The sequence below is a fragment of the Thiomonas sp. 13-64-67 genome (assembly GCF_002282795.1).
Lineage (GTDB): Bacteria > Pseudomonadota > Gammaproteobacteria > Burkholderiales > Burkholderiaceae_C > Thiomonas > Thiomonas arsenitoxydans.
Genome location: NZ_NCKP01000069.1, coordinates 1 through 20,611, shown reverse-complemented (window position 1 = coordinate 20,611; position 20,611 = coordinate 1). Strand labels below are relative to the sequence as shown.

24 protein-coding genes are annotated in these 20,611 nt (G+C 60.5%); 12 read left to right on the top strand and 12 right to left on the bottom strand.

All coding sequences use genetic code 11. The annotated features are described in order from the left end of the window. Positions 1-233 precede the first annotated feature (233 nt). The 3 genes from B7X30_RS13570 to B7X30_RS13560 all read left to right on the top strand — a co-directional run bounded on the left by B7X30_RS13570 (position 234) and on the right by B7X30_RS13560 (position 2,139). Positions 234-770: a pilin gene (locus tag B7X30_RS13570; RefSeq protein ID WP_502694445.1), complete on the top strand. Its 537-nt coding sequence runs from the start codon at positions 234-236 to the stop codon at positions 768-770. Positions 771-859: 89 nt separating this feature from the next. Then, complete coding sequence (locus B7X30_RS13565; protein ID WP_286731211.1) at positions 860-1,318, top strand: pilin; 459 nt, start codon at positions 860-862, stop codon at positions 1,316-1,318. A gap of 131 nt (positions 1,319-1,449) precedes the next feature. Further along, positions 1,450-2,139: a YfbU family protein gene (locus B7X30_RS13560; protein ID WP_013124599.1), complete on the top strand. Its 690-nt coding sequence runs from the start codon at positions 1,450-1,452 to the stop codon at positions 2,137-2,139. Between the two features lie 7 nt (positions 2,140-2,146). On the opposite strand, the gene traI is transcribed toward B7X30_RS13560, so the two are convergent. Then, on the bottom strand, positions 2,147-4,246 hold the full coding sequence (gene traI / locus B7X30_RS13555; RefSeq protein ID WP_013124598.1) for a TraI/MobA(P) family conjugative relaxase: 2,100 nt from the start codon (positions 4,244-4,246) through the stop codon (positions 2,147-2,149). Continuing rightward, the gene (mobA, locus tag B7X30_RS13550; RefSeq protein ID WP_013124597.1) at positions 4,243-4,542 is read right to left on the bottom strand and encodes a plasmid mobilization protein MobA; all 300 of its coding nucleotides are present in this window, start codon (positions 4,540-4,542) and stop codon (positions 4,243-4,245) included. The genes traI and mobA overlap by 4 nt, the downstream gene beginning before the upstream one ends. Before the next feature lie 348 nt (positions 4,543-4,890). Here mobA and B7X30_RS13545 point away from each other — a divergent pair, with 348 nt between their 5' ends. From B7X30_RS13545 to B7X30_RS13535, 3 genes are read left to right on the top strand one after another with little or no spacing between them, the layout of a single operon-like run. Then, entirely contained in the window at positions 4,891-5,274 is a 384-nt protein-coding gene (locus B7X30_RS13545; protein WP_049774731.1) for a hypothetical protein, read from the top strand. Positions 5,275-5,285: 11 nt separating this feature from the next. Further along, the gene (locus B7X30_RS13540; protein ID WP_286731204.1) at positions 5,286-6,047 is read left to right on the top strand and encodes a cobalamin biosynthesis protein CobQ; all 762 of its coding nucleotides are present in this window, start codon (positions 5,286-5,288) and stop codon (positions 6,045-6,047) included. Continuing rightward, positions 6,044-6,871, top strand: coding sequence for a hypothetical protein (locus B7X30_RS13535; RefSeq protein ID WP_013124594.1), 828 nt, complete (start codon positions 6,044-6,046; stop codon positions 6,869-6,871). The genes B7X30_RS13540 and B7X30_RS13535 overlap by 4 nt, the downstream gene beginning before the upstream one ends. A 29-nt stretch (positions 6,872-6,900) precedes the next feature. Here the strand turns inward: B7X30_RS13535 and B7X30_RS13530 are convergent, their stop codons facing one another. The 4 genes from B7X30_RS13530 to B7X30_RS13515 all read right to left on the bottom strand — a co-directional run bounded on the left by B7X30_RS13530 (position 6,901) and on the right by B7X30_RS13515 (position 9,216). Beyond that, entirely contained in the window at positions 6,901-7,221 is a 321-nt protein-coding gene (locus B7X30_RS13530; RefSeq protein ID WP_013124593.1) for a BrnA antitoxin family protein, read from the bottom strand. Then, positions 7,181-7,459, bottom strand: a complete 279-nt coding sequence (locus tag B7X30_RS13525) for a BrnT family toxin (RefSeq protein WP_013124592.1) — start codon at positions 7,457-7,459, stop codon at positions 7,181-7,183. The genes B7X30_RS13530 and B7X30_RS13525 overlap by 41 nt, the downstream gene beginning before the upstream one ends. Positions 7,460-7,507: 48 nt before the next feature. After that, positions 7,508-8,419, bottom strand: a complete 912-nt coding sequence (locus B7X30_RS13520) for a DNA-binding protein (protein WP_286731199.1) — start codon at positions 8,417-8,419, stop codon at positions 7,508-7,510. Between the two features lie 203 nt (positions 8,420-8,622). After that, positions 8,623-9,216 carry a recombinase family protein gene (locus tag B7X30_RS13515; RefSeq protein WP_286731197.1) on the bottom strand — a complete coding sequence of 198 codons (594 nt, stop codon included), beginning with the start codon at positions 9,214-9,216 and terminating at the stop codon, positions 8,623-8,625. 335 nt (positions 9,217-9,551) lie between these two features. On the opposite strand from B7X30_RS13515, the gene B7X30_RS13510 reads away from it, so the two are divergent. The 3 genes from B7X30_RS13510 to B7X30_RS13500 are packed head-to-tail and all read left to right on the top strand — an operon-like array spanning position 9,552 to position 11,485. Further along, entirely contained in the window at positions 9,552-10,295 is a 744-nt protein-coding gene (locus B7X30_RS13510) for a GntR family transcriptional regulator (protein WP_286731195.1), read from the top strand. Positions 10,296-10,310: 15 nt separating this feature from the next. After that, entirely contained in the window at positions 10,311-11,171 is an 861-nt protein-coding gene (locus tag B7X30_RS13505; RefSeq protein ID WP_217124593.1) for a sulfite exporter TauE/SafE family protein, read from the top strand. After that, positions 11,168-11,485: a DUF1634 domain-containing protein gene (locus tag B7X30_RS13500; protein ID WP_217124594.1), complete on the top strand. Its 318-nt coding sequence runs from the start codon at positions 11,168-11,170 to the stop codon at positions 11,483-11,485. The genes B7X30_RS13505 and B7X30_RS13500 overlap by 4 nt, the downstream gene beginning before the upstream one ends. A 38-nt stretch (positions 11,486-11,523) precedes the next feature. Here the strand turns inward: B7X30_RS13500 and B7X30_RS13495 are convergent, their stop codons facing one another. The 6 genes from B7X30_RS13495 to B7X30_RS13470 all read right to left on the bottom strand — a co-directional run bounded on the left by B7X30_RS13495 (position 11,524) and on the right by B7X30_RS13470 (position 17,082). Beyond that, positions 11,524-11,997, bottom strand: a complete 474-nt coding sequence (locus B7X30_RS13495; RefSeq protein WP_217124595.1) for a GNAT family N-acetyltransferase — start codon at positions 11,995-11,997, stop codon at positions 11,524-11,526. 96 nt (positions 11,998-12,093) lie between these two features. Continuing rightward, positions 12,094-12,708: a recombinase family protein gene (locus B7X30_RS13490; RefSeq protein ID WP_217124596.1), complete on the bottom strand. Its 615-nt coding sequence runs from the start codon at positions 12,706-12,708 to the stop codon at positions 12,094-12,096. Positions 12,709-12,768: 60 nt separating this feature from the next. Then, on the bottom strand, positions 12,769-13,986 hold the full coding sequence (locus B7X30_RS13485; protein WP_217124597.1) for a TniQ family protein: 1,218 nt from the start codon (positions 13,984-13,986) through the stop codon (positions 12,769-12,771). Continuing rightward, entirely contained in the window at positions 13,983-14,891 is a 909-nt protein-coding gene (locus B7X30_RS13480; RefSeq protein WP_217124598.1) for a TniB family NTP-binding protein, read from the bottom strand. The genes B7X30_RS13485 and B7X30_RS13480 overlap by 4 nt, the downstream gene beginning before the upstream one ends. A gap of 2 nt (positions 14,892-14,893) precedes the next feature. After that, positions 14,894-16,537: a TnsB C-terminal domain-containing protein gene (locus B7X30_RS13475; RefSeq protein WP_436968296.1), complete on the bottom strand. Its 1,644-nt coding sequence runs from the start codon at positions 16,535-16,537 to the stop codon at positions 14,894-14,896. Positions 16,538-16,716: 179 nt separating this feature from the next. Beyond that, positions 16,717-17,082: a response regulator gene (locus tag B7X30_RS13470; protein WP_286731188.1), complete on the bottom strand. Its 366-nt coding sequence runs from the start codon at positions 17,080-17,082 to the stop codon at positions 16,717-16,719. A gap of 372 nt (positions 17,083-17,454) precedes the next feature. Between B7X30_RS13470 and B7X30_RS13465 the strand changes: the two genes are divergently transcribed. The 3 genes from B7X30_RS13465 to B7X30_RS13455 form a co-directional block, all read left to right on the top strand. Beyond that, positions 17,455-17,721 carry a metal-sensing transcriptional repressor gene (locus tag B7X30_RS13465; protein ID WP_286731185.1) on the top strand — a complete coding sequence of 89 codons (267 nt, stop codon included), beginning with the start codon at positions 17,455-17,457 and terminating at the stop codon, positions 17,719-17,721. Between the two features lie 7 nt (positions 17,722-17,728). Continuing rightward, positions 17,729-19,063, top strand: coding sequence for a cation diffusion facilitator family transporter (locus B7X30_RS13460; RefSeq protein ID WP_286731182.1), 1,335 nt, complete (start codon positions 17,729-17,731; stop codon positions 19,061-19,063). 257 nt (positions 19,064-19,320) lie between these two features. Further along, positions 19,321-20,611: DUF4158 domain-containing protein (locus B7X30_RS13455; protein WP_286731179.1), on the top strand; the 1,291-nt coding region annotated here is incomplete at its 3' end.

Genomic DNA, 20,611 nt, shown 5'->3' with positions numbered 1-20,611 from the left:
CGTCGCCGGTTTTCTCCGCCATGTCGGGCCATTGGGCCGACACCGCCTGAGCCATGTCGGCAAAATTTCCCGACACCCTAAAGTTTTGTCGCCCAAATGCCGCGACAGGCCGCCCGTTCACCCCGCGCGGCTCGCCTCATTTGTGCGGTTTTTCACGAAATCGGCTTGGCACGGCATGTGCTCTATCTCTCCTGCCCATCGGGGGGTGATGTCAGTCCACCGCAGTCTGGGGCATGCAGCATCTCCAGACCTTGTTTCGCCCCGGCTGCGGATTTTTTTACCCTACCGTTCTTGATTTACAGCACTTCCACTCTCAGGAGTTCCAGATGAAAAAGCAACTGCAACAAGGTTTCACGCTGATCGAATTGATGATCGTCGTGGCGATTATCGGTATTTTGGCGGCCATCGCGATTCCGGCGTATCAGGATTATGTTATCAGGGCGCAGGTTTCGGAAGGCCTTTCTTTGATGGATGGCCTTAAAACACCTATGACAGAATACTACTCCAACAACGGCACTTTCCCAACTAATGGGCAGGGTGGTATTGCTACAGACACTGATATTAAAGGGAACTATGTTTCCAAAGTTGATACCACTGCCGCTGGTTTGATCACGGCCACATACGGTGGCACCAAATCAAATTCTGTGATTAGTACTGGAACTCTGAATTTGTCAGCCATTACAAACAAAGGCTCGATTCAGTGGAGTTGCAATTCATCTACTATTAAACAAAAGTATCTGCCATCTTCCTGCACTAGTACGGCTCCGTAACGCAAAAACGGGGACAGATCTAGCTTCCTACTCCCCCTTCTTCACCACAAAACCCGCCGCAAGGCGGGTTTTTTTCACCCGGAGGCCCCATGCGCAGCCATCGCGGTTTCACCCTGATTGAACTGATGATCGTGGTCGCCATCATCGGCATTCTCGCGGCGATTGCGATTCCGGCATATCAGACCTATACCATTCGCGCCCAAGTCACCGAAGGGCTAAGCCTGATGGATGGGGCGCGGATCGGCGTCTGGGATTTCTACGCCCAGAATGGCCGCTTTCCGGCGAATAATGGCTCCATCCATCTGCCCTCGCCCGGTTCGATTTCCGGCAACTACGTGTCGAGCCTGAACGTGAGCAATCCCGGCAGCGGTGTGCTCGTCACCGTGACCTACGGCGGCAAAGCAAACTCCGCCATCCAGGGCAAGACGTTTTATCTCTCCGGCGTCGCCGGAGCGAATTCGATCACTTGGCGCTGCACCAATGCCCCAGGCGGCACAACTCCCGCCACGGCGGTGCCTGCGCAATACCTTCCGGCGTCTTGTCGTTAAGCGCCACTGCCCTGTCCCTCAAACGACCGTTTCCTGGACACAGCTCGCGCTTACGGATCGACTTGTTGCAGTACGTATGTATGACGTACAATATCGGACATGTGTACGTACATAACTGAAAGAGGTACGGTATGGCAGCAAAATCGGAACGCTTTGAGCTTCGGATCGACGAAGAGCAACTTGCGCGGGTTGATGAGTGGGCGAGCGAGCAACCGGACCAGCCAACGCGAGCGGAAGCTGTGCGCAGGCTAGTCAACCTGGGCCTGTCGGCTGGTTCGAGCCGCGCCGTGCACTTCAGCGACGGGGAAAAGATGCTCATATTGATGATGGGCGACCTATTCAAAGCACTGAAGATCAAGGACCCGGAGTCGAACCCCGACTTCCTAGCTCAAGTCATCTACGGAGGCCACTACTGGGCACCGAAATGGGATATGCAAGGGGTCTTCCACGACCACGTAGACAACCCGCGAGACGTGTCCTATGTCGTTGACGTTCTCGACATGTGGTCCTTCATCGAGGAGGCCTACGAACGACTTAATTCTGAGCAGAAAGCGGCCATCGCGGCCGAGGTGGACGAGTGGGCCACCGATGTGAAATTCCACGGGTTTGATGGCAATAACGAATGCGGCCAGATGAGCATCGCCGGCTTCCTGGTCAACAAGATGGGTCGGTTCAGCCGATTCAAAGGACGCGATTTGAACTCGCACTGCCAGACCGAGGGACGCTATCGCCGCATGATTACGGCCTTCGAGCCAATGCGCGCGAGCTTGGTCGGCGGCGGCCTCAACGTGCAGCAGCTTGTTACCTTGCTGAAGCGGTAATCCGCGGCTATCGCTCCTGCCCGCCGCGGCCCTTGTCCGGGACTTGGTTGCGTTCCTGGGCACGCTCCCTGGGGTGGGGCTTGGCAACGTCGCGGGCGGCTTCCAGGACCTTCCTTCGAGCTTCCAGTGCCGGATCGGCCAGGCGCACGTCCAGACGCTTTTCAACCGTGACGCGGATGGCCTCATCCTTGAATTGCTCGCTGCCGGTCAGTGTGAGGGTCTGGCCGAACTTCTGCCGCGCCAGGGCCAGCCCGGCGGCCAGGGCCTCGCGGTCGGTGGCGCCGGCGGCGCTGAACGTGATGCGCCGCCCCGAGTCGGTGAACACGTGCCGTTCCTTGGCCTGGTAATGCACGTCGCCCGTGCGGCGATCCACCTGGTAGCCCAGCTGGTCGAGCATCGCCAGGCGGCGCGGCGATAGCGGCTCCTGCCGGCCGGCCGGGGCCTCGATGGTGATGCCGTCCTTCTTGGCGTTCTCCTGCTCGGCCTTTTCCAGCTCCTTCGCGCGGCGTCGGTCGGCGTAGGCCCAGCCGCGCAGCTGGCTGATGGCGGCCTGGTCGCCTTCCTGGGCGCGGTCGCCCGTCCACTCGCGGAAATTCTGCGGCCGGTCGGCCCGCTCGGCCTTCCTCTTGTCGTCCAGCTCGGCGCGCAGCTGCTCGCGCGCCTGCAGGGCCTCCATCGCGGCCACGCTGTACAGCGCCTTGCGCATCGGCGCGGGCATGTCGGTTCGCCGGATTTGCTCGCGCCGCGCCTTGTGGTGCGCGGCCAGGTCGGTGAAGCGCGCTCGGTCGCCGGTGCGCAAGGCCGCGCGGCTCTGCTGCCGGGCCTTGGTCTGCTCGGACAGCCATTCGTCGTACTGCTGCCGCAGGCGCGCTCTAGCCTGCGCGCGTTCCTCCCGCGCCTGGTCGCGCCGGCTCGGATCGCGCGCCGGTTCTCGGTGCTTGTCGTAGCTGCGGGCCGGCTGCTCGATCTGAATGGCACGGATCGGCGGCTGGTACTCGCCCAGCCGCTTGACCAGCTTGCCACGGCCCAGCCCCTCGTGCATGTCGCTCGCCTTGATCGGCGTGCGCTCCGGGTGGGTCTTGTCGTAGATCGCCAGGCCCTGGCCCTTCTCGCGCAGCTCAAGCCCATGCTTGGCAAGCTCGCCGTGCAGGTCCTGCCAGCTGGTGCGCGGGTCTTTCAGCAGCGCCGCGACGGCCTGGCGCGGCTCGCCTCGCGCATAGCTGAACAGGCTTTCCTGACCGCCGACTTCCTCCATGTCGCGCGCCTTGGTCGGGCGCTTCTCCTGCATCCGGGTTTCCTTGCTCGCCCGAACGATGGCCTTCTGGCCGTCGCGGTCGATGACCGCATACTGGCCCTTGTCGTGCTCCCAGCCCTGGGCGAGTTCGACCTCGCGGCAAACACGGTCGAGCTTGTAGAAGTCGCGCGACGGATAGACGGCCTTGTACGTCTCGGGATTCACCCGGTTGATGAGCATGTGCAAGTGGTCGTTTCCGGTGTCGCGGTGGACCGCGAAAACGTACTGGTGCCCCTCCATCCCTACGGCCTTCATCGAGGCATGGCCGGCCTCGAACATCTGCGCATCGCTCGGCCGCTCGCCCGGCCGCCAGGACAGCAGCGTGTGATAAACCGGGTCTTTCGCCCGGCTGCACATGTCTGATACCGCCTTCATTTCCGCGTGCGCCGTGCGCACGGAAAGGCAGTTCGTGAACATCGTAGGCCGCGACGGATCGCGCCCATATTCGGCCTCATCCTTGACCTTGGCGTGTTCCTCTTCCTGTCCTTCCAAGCGAAGCACGCCCACGCGCCCAAGGGTGGGTGCTTGGCTCAAGGTGCGCGCCTTGGACGGCGGCGGACCATCGGCGGACAGCTCGGCATCGTAGGCCGCACGCAGGGTGGCGTCGCGGCTCGGGTGCGATAGCGCCGCCTCGTCGTCGTAGCGGCCGGCCAGCTCGATGTCGCGCGCCAGCTCGGCGGCGGTGCGGTCGATGTCGCCCGCCTCGCGGTCTAGCTCGGCCTCGCGCTCGGGCGAGTGCCGGCTGACGTATTCGACGGCCTGCCGCCAGCTGCTATTACCGTCGCCACGGTGCGGCACGACCTTGGGGATCACGTCGCAATCCTCGCCACGGCCTTCTTGATCTCGATGAGGATGGCGGCGTGCTCGTAGGAGTTCGCGCCGCCGCCCTCAAGGAACAGGTGTTTCTGCAGGCCGCCGAGCCGGCGCAGCTCGTTGATGACCTGACTATCGACGGTGTTGCGTGTCTTGCGTCCGAGCGCGCAGGCGCGCAGGAACTCGGACACGGTTGCGCCCGCGTCGCGCGCCTTCTCCATGATGGCGTCCGCCTCTTCTGGCGTGACGCGCACGGCAAGCGCCAGGGTGCGCTTGCGGCTGTCGCTGTTGCTCATCTGCGGCGGTCCTCTGTTCGGATTTCACTTGGGGCCGAAGGCCAGGCGCTGCCGGTGGCAGCGCGGGGTTGGGGTCTCGGGGCGAAGCCCTGAGCAGGGAGGGAAGGCCAGCATAACGAGTGCAACGAGTGGCGCGGGCCGGTGGAATACTGTCGCGTCAGCGGCGGTATTACATCCCCTACCCTGTCCCATACTCAACTATCACAGGCAGTTCATACATGTTTACCACGTGCGGCGATTATTGACAAGGGCAAAACCGGGGCATACAGTTGCACTCGGTGCCGTAAGGTCGGCATCACGTCAATCATGAGGACAAACATAATGGCAGGAAAACCAAAGACATTCACAATGAAAGCACGTGACGATGTGGCATCGATCATCGCCAGTCTCCCGGAGAAGCCGAAGGCGGACAAGGGACTGGCTGCGAAAGACATCATCACATCGCTGAAGGCCGAGATTAGAACCGCGCAAGAGAAGGGCTACACGATTGAAGAAATCGTGCAGTCGTTCAAACAAGGCGGCGTGGACATCGGACTAACGACGCTCAAGGCCGCTATGCGGCAATCGACCAAGAAGCGACCAGCAAAGGCCGCAAAAAAGGTCGAGTATGAAGGCGGAAACAGTGCCGCGCCGCAAGCGCGGCGAACGGTCACGCCAGAGGAACGGCAGGTGCTGCGCGATGAGACGGAAACTACGCTGACACCAGCGGCAAGCAAGCGTGGTATGCGATGAAACGATTTGTGATGGTACTGACGGACAAGGGCGGCACCGGCAAGTCAACGATGACGCGGGCCATTGCGGACAGGTATGCGCGCGATGGCATCAAGGCGCTTCTGGTCGATGGAGATGGCGAAGTGGGTCAGCTTTACCAGCACTATTGCAAGCTGGATGAGGACGGCAATCCGGCCACGCAAAATGCCGGTGATGGCGTCATGACGATGCGCGTCACGGGCGAGGAAAAAGAGCGCGACAAGCTGCTGGCGATGCTGGACTATGACCTGCCGGTGGTCCTGGTCGATATGCCGGCGGCGTCGATCACGGCGCTGGCGAAATTCGACGCCGAAGTAGGCTTCTTCGATGAGCTGCAGCGGTCGGGCTACAGGCCGACGATGGTCAATGTTCTGTCGCCCTTCCAGTCGAGCACGCGCACGGTGCAGCAAATGGTCGATCTGGCGGGCAAGAGCGCCGATTACGTCGCGGTCGTGAATCGCTGGTTCGGCGACGATGAGGATTTCTACATGTGGTTCGGTGACGGCAACGGCAACCCGCCCAGCCGGGGCCGCGCCATGCTGCCGGACTACGGCGGCGAGGAAATCGACCTGCCGAAGCTGCAGGCCGGCGTCATGGTCGCCATTGATGACCGCATGATGCGCTTCGCCGATGCGGCGGCCGATGGTTCGCCGTTGTCGCGGGCGCAGCGGTCGCGCCTCATCCGGTGGATGAAGGATACCGATGCGCAGCTGGATAAGGTCGCGGACAAGATCGGCCTGGGAGCGGGGAAATGAGCAAGCAGGCATTCGACAAACTCATGGGCCAGCTGCCCGACGAGGACAAGAAAGCGATCTATGCGGCGGCGGCGGCCTACGGCCTCGATTTCGAATCGCCCGAGTGGATTCCGTTCGCCATCAGCCAGCACGGCCTGCTGGCAATCCAGCACGCCATCGAGGATCTGGGCGCGGCGGTCAAGGAAGGGTCGGATCACGCAATCCGCCAGGCCATGAAGGCCATCCATGCCGCCAAGGATGCGGAGCTGTCCGAGGTCGAGAAGGCGGCGGCCGAGATCGGCGCGGGGCTGCGGAAAACGGCGGCGGACGGTCGGCAAAGCCTGGAAGCGCAAGCGGTGAAGATGACCGCGCAGCTGACGGAACAGCTCACGCGCACGCTTCAAGCCACGGCGGCGGACATCATCGCGCGCCAGGTCGATCCGTTGAACAGGGCGCAGCAGTCGTTGACGCGGACGGTCGAGGCGGCCAACGCCCGCATGGCCGCCGCTGGCCGGTGGTTTGGCGCAAAGGCCGTGGTCCTGGCTCTGGCCCTGACCTTGATCGTCGGCCTGGCCGCGTGGGGCTTGGTCGGCTGGGAACGGCACGAGGTCAGCGGCCTGCTGGCCCAGCAGGTGCAGCTACAGGCCACCATCGCGCAGGAGCAGGCCACTGTGGCCGCACTGGACAAGCGCGGCGGCCGCGTGCGGTGGTCGACGTGCGACGGGCGACTGTGCTTCGAGGTCAGCGGCAACCAAGGCCAGGACAGCAGCGGCAATCCGACCCCGCTCGGTGGCTGGACCACCAATGGCGGCAAAGTCGCGCTGGTGATTCCGAGGGGGTATTGATCGGCCCGGTGCCCGTCAAGCCCCGTCGTTCATTTCGCGTGCGCCTTGTGCGCGTCAACGTAGGAGCGCAACACGGCATTGATACGGGACTGATACCGCTTGCCCGTGTGCTTGAAAAATTCCAGCACTTCAGCATCAATGCGCAGCGTGATTTGCTGCTTGATGTGGGGCAACTCCGCTGCTGCCTTCAGCCAGACAGCAGCAGGCAGGCTCGGCGCGTCGCTGTAGTCGATCTGCTCATCCGGCATCGAAGCCACAGCATCTAGCCGGGCCTTCTGCTCGGCGCTCAAGACGGGCGGCTTTTTCAGGTCAAGAGTTCGCTTCACGATATTGCTTTCTTTCGTCGGCATTGGCTTTCCTCGCAGAGAGAAGACGGATGGCGTCCTCGTGTCGAACGGTGTAGACCACATACAGGACAGCCGAGTAAGCAAGCCCAATCGTGGCCCATCGATCTTCCCCGTAGTCCTCGCGTCCGTCGTAGGCCTCAATCCGCCCAGCGTCGTAAAAAACAAGCCCGGCATCCTCGAAGGAAACGCCGTGCTTTTCCATGTTTCGTGCCGCTTTGTCGGCGTCCCATTCAAGTTCCATCGCGGCTTTATTGTAGTCTCGTTTTGTAGTTACATCAAGCTAAGCAACTCATGCCTTGGGCGTTTTGCTTTTCGGGGCCGTGGCGCTCGCCGGCCGCTCGCCCTGCGCTGCGATCTGACCGCGCAGGATCGCGGCTTCCTCGCCGGCGGCCTTGGCATCCTTGCGGGCCTGCTCCACCTGGCCGGCCAGGTCCTCGGCGCGGGCCTGCGCGGTCTGGATCGTCACGCGGGCGTCGGCCAGGGCCTCGGCCTGCTGCTCGGCGCGTTCCTGCGCCCGCTGCAACTGCGCGGCGGTGCGCTCTGCTTCCTTCTTGGCGTCCACCAGCCGGCCTTCCAGGTCGGCTTTCTGCGCGGTCAGCACGGCCGCCTGCTGCTCGGCCTCGATGCGCCCTTGGCGCTCTTTCGCCAGCTCGGCGCGGATCGCGGCCAGGTCGGCTTCCAGCCGGGGCATGGCCTCAAGGCGAAGGGTGGCCTTCGCCAGCTCGGTGCGGGCCGCCTCGGCGGCCTGGCGCTCGTGCACGGCTTCTTCCTTCGCACCAATCAGGTCGGCGGCCAGTTGCCCGGCCTTGCCCTCGGCGGCGGCCTTCTCGGCCGCCAGGGCGTCCAGGGCTTCGCCTTGCTCGGTGATGGTGTCGGCCTGGCGCTCGTTCTCCGCGGCAAGGTCGGCGGCGGTCTGCTGCTGCTCGGCCAGTTCGGCTTCGAGCGGGGCGCGGGTGGCCGACAGCTCGGCGGCCATGAAGTCCAGGACCGCGCGCTGCAAGGCCGGGGGTAAGACCAGCTCGGCAGCGGCCTGGCGTTCCTGGCCGACCTTCCACTGCTGCAACAGCTTGGCGATGGTGCCCATGCTGCCCTGCCCCAGCCGCTCGCGCACGGCGCGCAGCGTGGGTTTGCTGCCTTCGGCCTTGATGGCGTCGGCGACCGCGTGGACCTGCTCGGGGGTGATGGTGGCTTCGCGTCCCATGCTGCGGCTCCTTTCCGATATGATACGGTACGATATGATTGATATGATACGCTACGATATTGAAAAGCGCAAGCCCGGCAGCACGGACGCGGGACGGCCTGCCAGCCGCGGCCAGGTCGGAGGGGTCGCCTCAGAATTCGGAGAAAATCGTACGCTAACAGTGGCCGGCGCGGCTGATCGCTCGTCCGGTCAATGCCTGCGCGTCATCGTGCTAGCGCACGATAAAGCGTGGCGCGATGGACACCAAGCAGTCGGGCAACCTCGGCTACAGGCTTGCCGTCTTGCTCGATAAGCTGGCGCGCGTGGACGATACGTCCAGCGTCAAGTGTTGGAGTTGGGCCAAAGCGCACGCCGCGCGCTTTCGCCGCAACCCGTCCGGCGCTGGTACGTTCCACGATCAGGGAGCGCTCGAAATCCGCCATACCGGCGAACACGGTGAGAACCATGCGACCGGCCGGAGTGGTTGTGTCAGCCCACGGTTCAGCGAGCGATCGCAGACCCGCCCCGACATCCTTGATACGTTCCGCGATGTCCAGCAGGTCGCGCGTAGACCGGGCCAACCGATCAAGGCGCGTGACCGTCACCACGTCGCCGGCGCGGAGATGCTCAAGCAGACGGCCAAGCTCTGGCCTGTCGCGTTTCGCGCCACTGACCTTTTCTTCGAAAATCCGTGTGCAACCGGCTTCGCGTAACGTGCCTCGTTGCTGGGCGAGGTCCTGGCCTTGGCTTGACCATGTTGTACCTGTCGCAATATATGTCGCAGAAATTCTATCACTCGCGACAAAGATAAGCGACACGCAAAAGCCTTATGCGACAGGCGTCCGATGTCATTTTCAGAAGGCGACTGCACAAAATTCAGAAGCGGAGTGCACCACGAGCGTAAATGTTCCGATTGGGGTCGGGTGGCGAGGCGCGGGGTCAAAACTGAACGAGTGGTCGTTCCGACTAACGCGGTCATTTGTCGCTACTTTTTGATCAGTAGTAGTAACTATTCTGATGTTTCGGCAGTCCTCGGATCGCACTGACACCGTGTAGGCCTATTCTTGATGGCTTGAAAAGTCCGAACCTAATCGATCGTTTACCAGGCATCATCTCAATTGACATCATGATGTCATTATGTTACGATGCGTGGATGGTCACCGAATTTGGAAACTCTCCCCTTTACACGAAAGTCGAGATAGCGCTCGCCGCAGACATTGCTACGGCTGTGCTGCCTTGTGGTAGCCAACTTCCCTCTGAAAATAGCCTAGTAGAGCGCTTTGAGGTCAGTCGGACAACAGTGCGAAAAGCGATTGAAAATTTAGTGGCCCGCGGCTTGGTCGAGATCCGACGCGGCAAGGGCACTTTCGTCACTGAGCCGAAGCTCACCCAAGAATTGAACGAGTTAAGCGGATTCGTGGAAGACATGGTAACGCTTGGCCGCCACCCTACCGCTCGGCTCTTGGACAAACGACCTATGCCCGCCACAAAAGAGGTCGCGCAGCACTTAGGCGTCACACTCGGCGCACAGGTCTACCGCATCGAGCGCGTGCGCTTGGCTGATGGCGTGGCCATGTCGTTCGACGAAACCTATTTGCCGCTCGATATTGGCGAGAAGGTCGCGAGCAACGATCTGGAGGCAGAGCCGATCTTTGACCTGCTGGAAAACAAGTACGAGTTGCCTTTGGTCGAAGCCCAGTATCAACTCGAAGCGGCTACAGCAAATGAGCACGTCGCTCAAGCATTAGGGATCGAGGTCGGAAGTCCGATTTTCCTTATCGAGCGCACCTCCTACACCGAGGGGCATCGGCCGGTCGATTACGAAAAGCTCTACTACCGTGGCGATCTGATCCGGTTTTCCACGCGATTGTCCCGACGTGTGCGCACGCGAACGTGACCGGGAATCGCTGCAATGGAAAACTCAATGATTCTTTGGCTATTCGTGGCCGCCTTCGGCGCGAGCGCCTTGGGTGGTGTGCTGGGCATGGCAAGCGGCATCTTTATTGTGCCGATTCTTACGCTGCTATTTGGCGTGGATATTCACGTGGCCATCGGTGCGAGCATCGTCTCGGTCATCGCTTGTTCGTGTGGCAGTGCAGCGCCATTCTTGAAAGGGCGCTTGACCAACATCCGGCTCGCTATCGTTCTAGAGACGGCCACCACGCTTGGGGCGGTAACCGGTGTGCTCCTGATCGGTATTGCCTCAACGTCCTTTCTCTATGGCTTGTTTGCCGTCATTCTGGTCGTCTCGGCAAAACAGATGCTTGCTCGCCGTCGTGAGGTGATTGATACCAGTGCGCCCAATGTGAAGAGCTGGGGTACGGTGCTGCGCCTGCATTCGAGTTTTCCCGACCGTGTCCTAGACCGAGACGTGCCGTATCAAGTCGGTCGCGTGCCGCTCGGCCTATCGTTGATGTACGGCGCGGGCCTGATCTCGGCGCTGCTCGGCATCGGCTCCGGTGCACTCAAAATCCCGGCGATGGACACTGCCTTGCGGCTGCCTATCAAGGTTTCATCCGCCACATCGAATTTCATGATCGGCGTGACGGCGGCGGCGAGCGCTGGGGCCTACTTCGTGCGGGGAGACATTGATATCGGCATTGCTGGCCCCGTCGCCTTGGGCTCCGTTGTCGGGGCGCTACTGGGAGCGCGCTTGCTGATGGGGCTTCCCGCCGACAAGCTGCGTATCTTCTTTGTCATTGTCCTGGTCCTACTCGCCATTCAAATGCTTCTGAGCGCTTTGGGCGTGCATATTCCAGGAGGCTCGGCATGAGGTCTAGAACCGACAATTTCGAACGCCGTGAACAGATCATCGCTGCATTGCTTTGGTATGGCACCTGGCTTGCCTCGGCTGTTATTACTGCTGGCATGACCTTGGATGCCCTCCAGCCGTTCGAGGGTCAGCTAAACCTGGGTTTTAGCGGCTACGACATCGTGAAAGCCGGTGTGGCGCTATTCATTCTTTTGCCGGTGGCGCGCGTGGCACTGATGTTGGGTATCTTTCTGCGCGAGCGTGACTATGCTTACACGGCGATTTCGGCCCTTGTCCTGGCAATCATCGCGGCGGGAATCATAATCGGACTGTAATGGAAGCAGAGCAAAGCTCCTCCAGAGCAGGCCACATATCATGTCCTGTGATGTAAGTCTTTTCGCATCAGTGCATTTTGCAGTGTCACGCCCCGCCGAATAGGAAATCCTCGCTCCACCACTTGAAAACCGTGGCGTAGAAAGAATGGTTCAGCGGTCTTGCTTACATCCGCCGTGAGTTCGCTAATCCCCAGTAGCTTGGCTTCGTCATGGACACGACTCATTAGCAAGGTACCGACACCTCGTCGCGGATAGGCCTCCGACACAAAGAAATGATCGATGTATCCGTTGGGCTGAATGTCAGCGTATCCAGCAATTTCACCTTCGGCTTCAACGACAAACGGTCGTAATTCCCTCATGCGGCTAACCCACACTTCTGGGGCGATGTCTGTCGGTGCCCAAGCCTCTATTTGTGCAGCGGTGTAGTCACGTGATGCGATGTCATGGACAGCCGATAGAAAGACCTGAAATAACGCGCCCTCGTCCCCAATTCTGAACCGTCTAATTTCCATCGATTCCCCATAAAACAGTAATTTAACGTTATGCGTTTAACTTCCGTACTGGGCAAGAACTGTCTGCTTTTGGCCGATTCGAGACGGTCAACTCTCTCAGATTCTGGTAAGCAGTTTTAAGCCATCTGGCCTTAGTTCTCCCTTGGGGGATACATGCCGGTACAGCGTCTGCCGTGTGATGTTCATCTCAGCGCAAAGGTCGCCCACCTTAGTTTCAGGCTGACCCATGGACGCCATTGCCAGCCGAAGCTTGGCTGCAGTCATTTTGAACGGCCGCCCACCTTTCCTCCCACGTGCTCGTGCTGAAGCCAAGCCGGCTACGGTGCGCTCCGAGATCAGCTCTCGTTCGAATTCTGCCAGCGCTGCGAAGATGCCAAAAACCAATTTCCCGGCAGCGCTTGTCGTGTCAATGGCTGCACCCTGGCCGGTTAACACCTTGAGGCCGACTCCCCGCGCTGTCAGATCATGGACCGTGTTGATCAAGTGACGCAAATTCCGCCCTAATCTGTCCAGCTTCCACACCATTAATGTATCGCCCTCGCGCAGCGCCTTGAGGCAGGCAGCAAGGCCCGGCCGGTCTTCGCGCTTGCCGGATGCCTGATCTTCGTACAACTGCGCCTGATCAACACCAGCTTCAAGAAGCGCATCGCGCTGCAGGTCCGTGGTTTGGGATCCATCCGCTTTAGATACTCGCATGTAGCCAATCAGCATTTTCCACCTGTCACATATACGTTCGATTATGTGACAGTGTGAACCAGAAAGTTCCGAACGTCAAAAGTTGTCACTTAACCCGTCATTCATACTAAGGCATGTAAAGGGTTCATCAGGCACATAACGTGACAGAAATTCCGAGGGGATACCTTCCTTGGCAAAGGTGACGCGCAAGCGTTCCAGTGATTCGGGGTCGCGTCGTCCAAAGGATGCCAGCGCGAACAGCGAGCGAGCCGTCTCGGGGTTGTGCCGCGCCTCGGCGACGGCTTCGTTGATCACTTTGATCGCCTCCTGCCAGTGGTTGATAGGTTCTTGCTTTCGCTTATCCATCGGCAGACCGTTGGTGAACCCGGCTTGTGGCTCTGACACGAACAGCGCTGCTTGCTCCCCGGGCGGACTCAACACCTTCGATTCGATAAGGGCGATGGCGGTGGCCGCCGCCTCCAGCATCGGTAACTGCACTACCGGGTTCAGAATTTCATAAGGACGCCATAGGCTTTGCCCGGCACGCAGCGGATGACCGCAGCATTCCCAGACGTGCCGGATATATCCCGCATGTGCCCCGCAATGCGAAAGTGGAGTGTTCAGCTCATCAAGAAGCGTGCGAAGCAATCGAAACCAGACGCCGGCATGGATGCGTCGGCACGGCAGCTCCACATACCCCGTTGTCAACGCCTGCCAGGTGCGGCGGTCCATCGCCGCAATCGCGTCGCTGGCCGTGCGCGGGGCAGCATCGATGTTCTCCCAACCGAGCAACCGCCCTGGCACGCCCCAATAGAATTCCAACCAGCAGCCATGCAGCGGGCAGCTCAGCATCAACGGTAGCTTCCATGCGAGCAGCACAGCCTGGCTCGCGGGATCGTTCAAACAGATCGGGCACGCCCGGCGACTCGGCTGGCTGGGTATCCACGCGCGCCAGCGCGTGATCGATCTGGTCTTGCGGTTGCGCCTTGGCAGCAGCACCGAAAACTGGAACGTATAGGTTTCCAGGACGGACGGCACCGAATCGTCGAGGCTGTCCAACAGCCACGGCACCCAGCCTGCGAAACTCATGCCGCGCAGCCGATCCAGCTCGATGCCGCTTCGCCGGGAAAGCGCCGTCAGTAGCGACAGCGGCGGTGCGGTGTCCAGGTCATCGACCTGACCGTGACCGAGATCGTGTTCCAACAGGTCGATCATGTCCATCTGATAGCAGACGGCGACACGATTGAGCCACGAGGACAAGGCTTCGCCTTCCTTGGGTGCTGGATGGAGCGGCCAGCGTGGTGCCGGATTCACATCAGTTCCCGCTCGAACTGGCGTCGCCGCTCACTGGGGCCGGTGTAGTTGGCCATGCTGAGCGTGCGGTGGTTGATCGCTTCTTCGCCGCTCTCCACGGCGGCGATGGCCGTCGCCATCAGTAGGTGCGCCAGTTCGCCGATGGTGCCCTCGCAGCGCGTAAGCAAGTAGCGAGCCATGTCCGGCGTGGCAATCTGGGACGGACGCCGCAGCGGGAGCGATGCCGCGAAGCTGGCCAACAATGAGCAGCAATCATCGTTGACCTCCCACACCGGCAGCATCATCGGCTCGAACCGGTTTTCCAACTGATCGTCCGAGCGGATCGCCAGGTAGGCGTCGCGCGTGCCGACCCCGACTAGCGGGATGCGCAGCTCGTTGCCGAGGAAGCGCAGCAGGTTGAGGAATTCCCGACGGTCGACGCTGTTGCCGGCCAGGACGTTGTGCAGCTCATCGATCACTAGCATGCGCACGCCGACCTTACGCAGCAACGCCAGTGCCAGTTGCTCCATTTCCGGTAGCCGTGGGCGTGGACGCAATGGCGCACCCATCGCCGCGAGCACTGCGACATAGAAGCGGATCACCGACGGCTCGGACGGCATCTGCACAACCAGCACCGACATGTGTTCCTGATCGGCCTCAGAGCTGGCCGGATGTGCGCGGCGGAACTTCTCGATGATCATCGACTTGCCGTTGTTGGTCGGGCCGATCAGCAGCAGGTTGGGCATGCGTTGCTTGTTTGGCCATGCATACAGGGTTTCCAGCCGGTTCAACGCCTCGACCGCGCGTGAATAGCCGATCCAGCGGTCGGCGCGGATACGCTGGATGCGTTCCTCCGCCGGCAACCGAGCCAATCCCTGCGCCGCTGGCAGCAGGTGGGACAAGTCGATGATGGGATATTCGTCCACAGCTACCACTCCTCGATTTGGTCAAACGGTTTCGCCGGCGGCAGGTTGTCTGCTTGCGGGTCAGCCATATTCGCGTCCGGCGGTGCAGGTCTGACAAGCGGTGCTGACGCCTTGAGGTGCTGGCGGCGATCCGCATCACGCCGCGCCTTGCGCGTGGCCTTCTGTGCGGTGGTCACGATTTCGCGCATCTGACCGATCATGCGGAACAGCGCCGCCTCATCCACCTGATCGCGCCCCTGCTGTCGCAGTTTCGCAAGCGCCTGCCGTTGTTCCCAGAGAGTGACAGCCGGGTGCGACAAGGTACGGTAGGGGATTTCTAGGTAGTGTTGCCCCTCCGGTTCCAGCACCCAGATGCGGCTGATGTCGCGCGGGTCGCGCCGGATCATGAAAGCGGGCAAGCGGTCGCGCCGTGCGATCCACGGCTTGACCGCGTCGGCGTAGTAGTGGATGTGGTCGATGACGAAGCCGGTGCGGGTCAGGGTGCGGCGAATAATTGGCAGGAAATCGACCAGGAAAGCCGTGGCGCGGGTGACAACGGACGGAACGCTGGCACGCGCCACGGCCTCGGCCCAACGCGCGGCCGGCGGCTGAAGCAGGCCGCTGTGCACGGAGCCGTGATAGGTGCCGACCGCTAATGCGAGCCAGCGCTCCAACTCTCGCAGCGTCAGGGAAGCCATCTTCTCGGAGGCGTACTCCCCGCGCTGGCCGGGATTGGAGAAGGTCGTTCCCGGCAATTCGTCGTGGATCATTTGCATCGCCGTGCCGATGATCCTCTCCACGATGCCGCCGTAGTGCGGCTGCCTGAGCGGACGATATTCCAACTGGATGCCATGCTGCTCGCAGCCACGGCGCAGCGCCTCGCTCTTGAATTCGGCCGCATTGTCCAGGTAGAGCAGCATGGGCTTGCCGCTCATTGGCCAGTCTATTTCCACGTCCATCCCCTCCAGCCATGGGCGCTTGTCGCAGGCGGCGTGCGCAAGGCACAGGCCGACGGAGACGGCGGACGGCGCTTCCAACGTGACCACCGTGCCGACCACACAACGGGTGAACACATCGATGGCGATGGTGAGATAAGGACGGCCAATCGGTTGCCGGTCGCGCTCGTCCACTACGATCAGGTCGATAACCGTGTGGTCGATCTGCACCTGCTTCAGCGGCGCGGTCATAGCGGGAGGCACGCCGCCGACACCTTGCAGGCTGCGGGACGCATCCTGGCCTTCCCGGCGAAGAGTTGCCTCGCGCGGATCGAGGCCGGCGATCCGCAACGCCACAGTGTTGCGCGTCGGCACCTGCAGCTTTTGCGCTTTGCAAGCCTGCGCGACCTCACGGTGGAACGCCGCCAGGCTACGCTTCTGCTTGGTCAGAAAGCGCTTTTGCAGTAACTCGCGGATGATGCGCTCGACCGGCTCCGGCAGACGTCCCTTGCCTTTCCCGCCGTCGGATCGGCCGCGAGCCAGGTCTGTTACAAGCCCTGCGCCTTGCCGGCCCCGCCGGATCAGAACATACACCTGCCGCCTGGACAGGCCAAGCGCTTGAGCAGCGGCGTCGGCGGCTTCATGCCCGACCACCTCAAGCGCAACCAGTGGCCCGATGACTTCCGTTCGGTGCCGGGCCTGTGCCCATGCCTCTTCGGATAAGGTGGCCACGCCTTGCTCGACAATTGGTGATGTGTCTGACTCCATACCTATATCTCGCTTTAGTGCACACGAGTATTAAGCATAGTCGAGATTTGTGCAGATGACTTTAGATATTTGACTGTCAGGAGCCGCCTGCACACTTGGCACTACGCCCCGTCAATCGGTGCATCCGAAAGCTGTCGCGGGTTTTACAATTTATGCGACATAGCTACGAGACGCCGCATTGACCAGAGCATAGTTTCGGCCGGTACGGGCTTTCGCCAGAACTCATCCCAAATGGGCGTGCCGAACGCAATGTCGTCGTCGGCGCTGGAAAGAACCAGAGAAACCTTTGCCAACTTTGGCTCGTATCTGATCCGACGGCAAAGCTCGATACCGTCCATTCCGGGCATAGATCGATCGGTGACCACGACGCTGGGGTGTAGTCGCATGGCGGCGTCAAGTCCAGTTTTTCCGTCGTTGGCTATCTCGACAAGGTAGCCGTCGAGTTTCAACAGACGCGCCCATGCGATCAGAATGCTGCGGTCGTCATCCACCAAAAGTATCGTCTGCATCTCGCTCACTGAGTCGGCGCGCCCCCCACGGTGACGACGCGTAACTCAATCTACGCCGGTCGAGCCGCAGGATCACAAGTTACGCGACATTAAGTTCTCGCCTTATGTGCGCAGCCGGCGCTCGGCCGGTGTCTGCGAGGAGGCGGTTAAGGTCAATCCGCATTAAGAATTGCAGTTGCATAGACGGCAATGAAGGCCACTGCTACGGCAGCACTCGAAAGCAAGGCGGCAATAATAATAGCCTTCTTCATGGAGAACTCCTGAAACTACCGGGGAGCGCTGGACGCGGCGCCTGGCAAATCATCCCGCATGGTACTTCCTATATCCCCTCCATGGGGATACCATAGCGGCGAACAGTGAATTGGAAAGCTCATGGCTCATTTAACACATCCAGACATCATCCTGCGCTTGAAGCGGGCCGAAGGACATTTGCGTAGCACGATTGCGATGATCGAACAGGGAAGACCTTGCGCCGACTTGGCTCAGCAACTTCACGCGATCGAAAAATCGATCACGGCGGCCAAGAAAACACTCATTCACGACCATATCGATCACTGCCTCGAAACGCAGATTGATTCGAGCCCTGAAGCGTCCAGGCAAGCGTTGAAAGAATTCAAAGAAATCACTAAATACCTTTGAGGACAAGATGGCGAAGATTTTGGATTGGCTCGGTTTCGGCGACCAGAGCGCACATGCGGGTCATAAAAACGGCGCCCACGACCACAGCGGCGGTTCACATGGACACACACACGGTGTCATTGATGCGACCATTGCCACGACTGACAGGGGCATCTGGGCAATCAAGTGGTCGTTTGTGATTCTCGCCATCACGTCGGTGCTGCAGATTGCAGTAGTAGTGACCACCGGCTCCGTTGCACTGTTGGCCGATACGATTCACAACGTTGGTGATGCGACGACTGCCATTCCACTTTGGATAGCGTTTGTGCTTGCCCGTCGAAAGCCGAGCAAAACATTCACATATGGCTACGGGCGGGTCGAGGACCTGGCTGGCATCCTGATTGTGCTTATCATCCTCTTTAGCGCGATCGTAGCCGGGTATGAGGCGATTAATCGCTTGATCCATCCTCAGCCAATTACGCAGTTGCTTTGGGTGGGGATTGCTGGCGTTATCGGCTTCATCGGCAATGAGGTGGTTGCAGTCTTTCGCATCCGTGTCGGAAGAGAAATTGAAAGCGCCGCGCTCATCGCAGACGGGTATCACGCGCGCACGGACGGCCTGACAAGCCTCGCGGTTGTTCTAGGCGCAGTGGGCGTGTGGCTGGGATTTCCTCTTGCGGACCCTATCATCGGCTTGTTGATAACGATTGCTATCTTTGGCATCGTCTGGCAATCCTCGAAATCTGTGCTCACCCGCATGCTGGATGGCGTCGAGCCGAGCGTCGTCGACGAAATTCGGCACGCTGCTGAACATGTGCCGGGGGTAAAAAAGATTCTCGAAACACGTGCTCGATGGATTGGGCACCGGCTCCATGCTGACGTGGATATCGACGTAGGCGACACGGCATCGTTGAGCGACGCACGGCATGTGGCTGACTCGCTCCGCGAAGAGCTGCTTGATCATCTACCCGCGCTCAGGACCGCTACGATTACGTTTGGGTCTTCCACCGCACGTGCTGAAACGCATTCCGCTGCGCACGGTCACCATCACGCGCCCGACCCGTTCAGGTTCTCTAGCGTTTTCGGGAACGGGGTTTTGCAGATTGTTGATACGCCGGACGGTGAACGCATGCACCTCGTAATGTCTCGACAACTAAATGGTCTTCAGCCCACAGTAAGCATCAAACGCACGGGCGGGCGGCGAGAAGTGCTGTCACTCGCGCCAATCGGCCCGGACGGCGCGTTTCAGAGTACTAGCGCGCCTGAGGAGCCGCACGAATTTGATGCCGAGCTTGGGCTGGAATTAGCCGAACGCACAGAGACCCTACCGTTCAAAATGGTCGAACCCGGTCATGGTCACTGACCCTTGCTGCCTCTTTTAAAGAAGGCAGCGTTTTTTTCGATGTGGGCGGCAAGTGACCGTCGCAGGCCGCGCAATTTATGGGCATAGAGTGCCCCCTAACAGCGCGCTGAATAGCCTAGGGCCAAGCAATCACGTGCGAATTGACCGGAATTAGAGCGGCCTTGCGTTTAAAGTCGGGGAGTACCTAGATCCCGGTACCTCATCAGCGGGAACTGGGCATGTGATGAACACCACAGTCTCTCTTGCAGGGATCTCTCATGCCGCGCCGCTCTATCCTGTCGGTCACGGAACGCGATAACTTACTTACCGGGCCGGACACAGAAGATGGACTGATCCGGTATTACACCTTCAGCGAAGCCGATCGATCGTTGATCGGGCAGCGACGGGGCAATCCGAATCGCCTAGGCTTCGCCATCCAGCTCTGCTTGCTTCGTTACCCGGGCCAAGGGTTGGCGGCCGATGCGGCGGTGCCGTCGTCGCTATTACTGTGGGCCGCTACACAACTGCGCATCGACCCGGCATCGTGGCCGCAGTACGCCCAGCGAGAAGAAACCCGGCGCGAACATTTGCTCGAACTGCGTACTTACCTCGGATTGATGCCGTTCGGTCTGGGCCATTTTCGGCGAACTGTGCATGCTCTAACTGAAATCGCTTTACAAACCGACAAGGGTTTTGTGCTTGCGGGGCACGCGCTGGATATTCTGCGCAGACAGCACGTGATCATCCCGGCATTGGACGTCGTCGAACGCTTATGCGCCGAGGCCATCACGCGTGCCAACCGGCGCATCTACGCGGTTCTAACCGATCCCTTGTCGGACGTTCACTGTAAGCGATTGGCCGATCTTCTAAAACGCAAAGACGGTAGCAGGATGACATGGCTAGCCTGGCTGCGCCAGTCGCCTGCCAAACCAAACTCGCGTCACATGCTGGAACACATCCAGCGTCTCAAAACTTTGCAAGCGCTCGACCTGCCTGCCGGCATTGATCGGCAGGTACATCAGAACCGCCTGCTCAAAATCGCCCGCGAGGGTAGTCAGATGACACCTGCGGACTTGGCCAAGTTCGAGTCGCAGCGGCGCTATGCCACGCTGGTAGCGCTGGCAATCGAGGGCATGGCCACTGTCACCGACGAAATCGTTGACCTGCACGATCGAATCGTCGGAAAGTTGTTCAATGCCGCAAAGAACAAGCATCAGCAGCAGTTCCAAAATTCGGGCAAGGCGATCAACGACAAGGTACGCCTGTACGGACGGATTGGCCAAGCCTTGCTCGATGCCAAGCAGAGCGGCGGCGATCCTTTCGTGGCCATCGAGTCCGTGCTCCCTTGGGAGACGTTTGCCGCCAGCGTCAGCGAGGCGCAAATGCTCGCACAGCCTGAGGGGTTCGATTTCCTGCACCGCATCGGCGAAAGCTACGCTACTTTGCGCCGTTATGCGCCGGAATTCCTGGCCGTGCTTAAGCTGCGCGCGGCACCTGCCGCCAAGGACGTGCTCGATGCCATCGACTTGCTGCGTGCCATGAACACCGACAATGCACGGAAGGTGCCTG

Bases quoted from the DNA above. Each gene is read 5' to 3' on its own strand.
- B7X30_RS13570 (WP_502694445.1), top strand. From the start codon at position 234: ATGCAGCATCTCCAGACCTTGTTTCGCCCCGGCTGCGGATTTTTTTAC.
- B7X30_RS13565 (WP_286731211.1), top strand. From the start codon at position 860: ATGCGCAGCCATCGCGGTTTCACCCTGATTGAACTGATGATCGTGGTC.
- B7X30_RS13560 (WP_013124599.1), top strand. From the start codon at position 1,450: ATGGCAGCAAAATCGGAACGCTTTGAGCTTCGGATCGACGAAGAGCAA.
- mobA (WP_013124597.1), bottom strand. From the start codon at position 4,542: ATGAGCAACAGCGACAGCCGCAAGCGCACCCTGGCGCTTGCCGTGCGC.
- B7X30_RS13545 (WP_049774731.1), top strand. From the start codon at position 4,891: ATGAAAGCACGTGACGATGTGGCATCGATCATCGCCAGTCTCCCGGAG.
- B7X30_RS13540 (WP_286731204.1), top strand. From the start codon at position 5,286: ATGGTACTGACGGACAAGGGCGGCACCGGCAAGTCAACGATGACGCGG.
- B7X30_RS13535 (WP_013124594.1), top strand. From the start codon at position 6,044: ATGAGCAAGCAGGCATTCGACAAACTCATGGGCCAGCTGCCCGACGAG.
- B7X30_RS13530 (WP_013124593.1), bottom strand. From the start codon at position 7,221: ATGCCGACGAAAGAAAGCAATATCGTGAAGCGAACTCTTGACCTGAAA.
- B7X30_RS13525 (WP_013124592.1), bottom strand. From the start codon at position 7,459: ATGGAACTTGAATGGGACGCCGACAAAGCGGCACGAAACATGGAAAAG.
- B7X30_RS13520 (WP_286731199.1), bottom strand. From the start codon at position 8,419: ATGGGACGCGAAGCCACCATCACCCCCGAGCAGGTCCACGCGGTCGCC.
- B7X30_RS13510 (WP_286731195.1), top strand. From the start codon at position 9,552: ATGGTCACCGAATTTGGAAACTCTCCCCTTTACACGAAAGTCGAGATA.
- B7X30_RS13505 (WP_217124593.1), top strand. From the start codon at position 10,311: ATGGAAAACTCAATGATTCTTTGGCTATTCGTGGCCGCCTTCGGCGCG.
- B7X30_RS13500 (WP_217124594.1), top strand. From the start codon at position 11,168: ATGAGGTCTAGAACCGACAATTTCGAACGCCGTGAACAGATCATCGCT.
- B7X30_RS13495 (WP_217124595.1), bottom strand. From the start codon at position 11,997: ATGGAAATTAGACGGTTCAGAATTGGGGACGAGGGCGCGTTATTTCAG.
- B7X30_RS13490 (WP_217124596.1), bottom strand. From the start codon at position 12,708: ATGCTGATTGGCTACATGCGAGTATCTAAAGCGGATGGATCCCAAACC.
- B7X30_RS13470 (WP_286731188.1), bottom strand. From the start codon at position 17,082: ATGCAGACGATACTTTTGGTGGATGACGACCGCAGCATTCTGATCGCA.
- B7X30_RS13465 (WP_286731185.1), top strand. From the start codon at position 17,455: ATGGCTCATTTAACACATCCAGACATCATCCTGCGCTTGAAGCGGGCC.
- B7X30_RS13460 (WP_286731182.1), top strand. From the start codon at position 17,729: ATGGCGAAGATTTTGGATTGGCTCGGTTTCGGCGACCAGAGCGCACAT.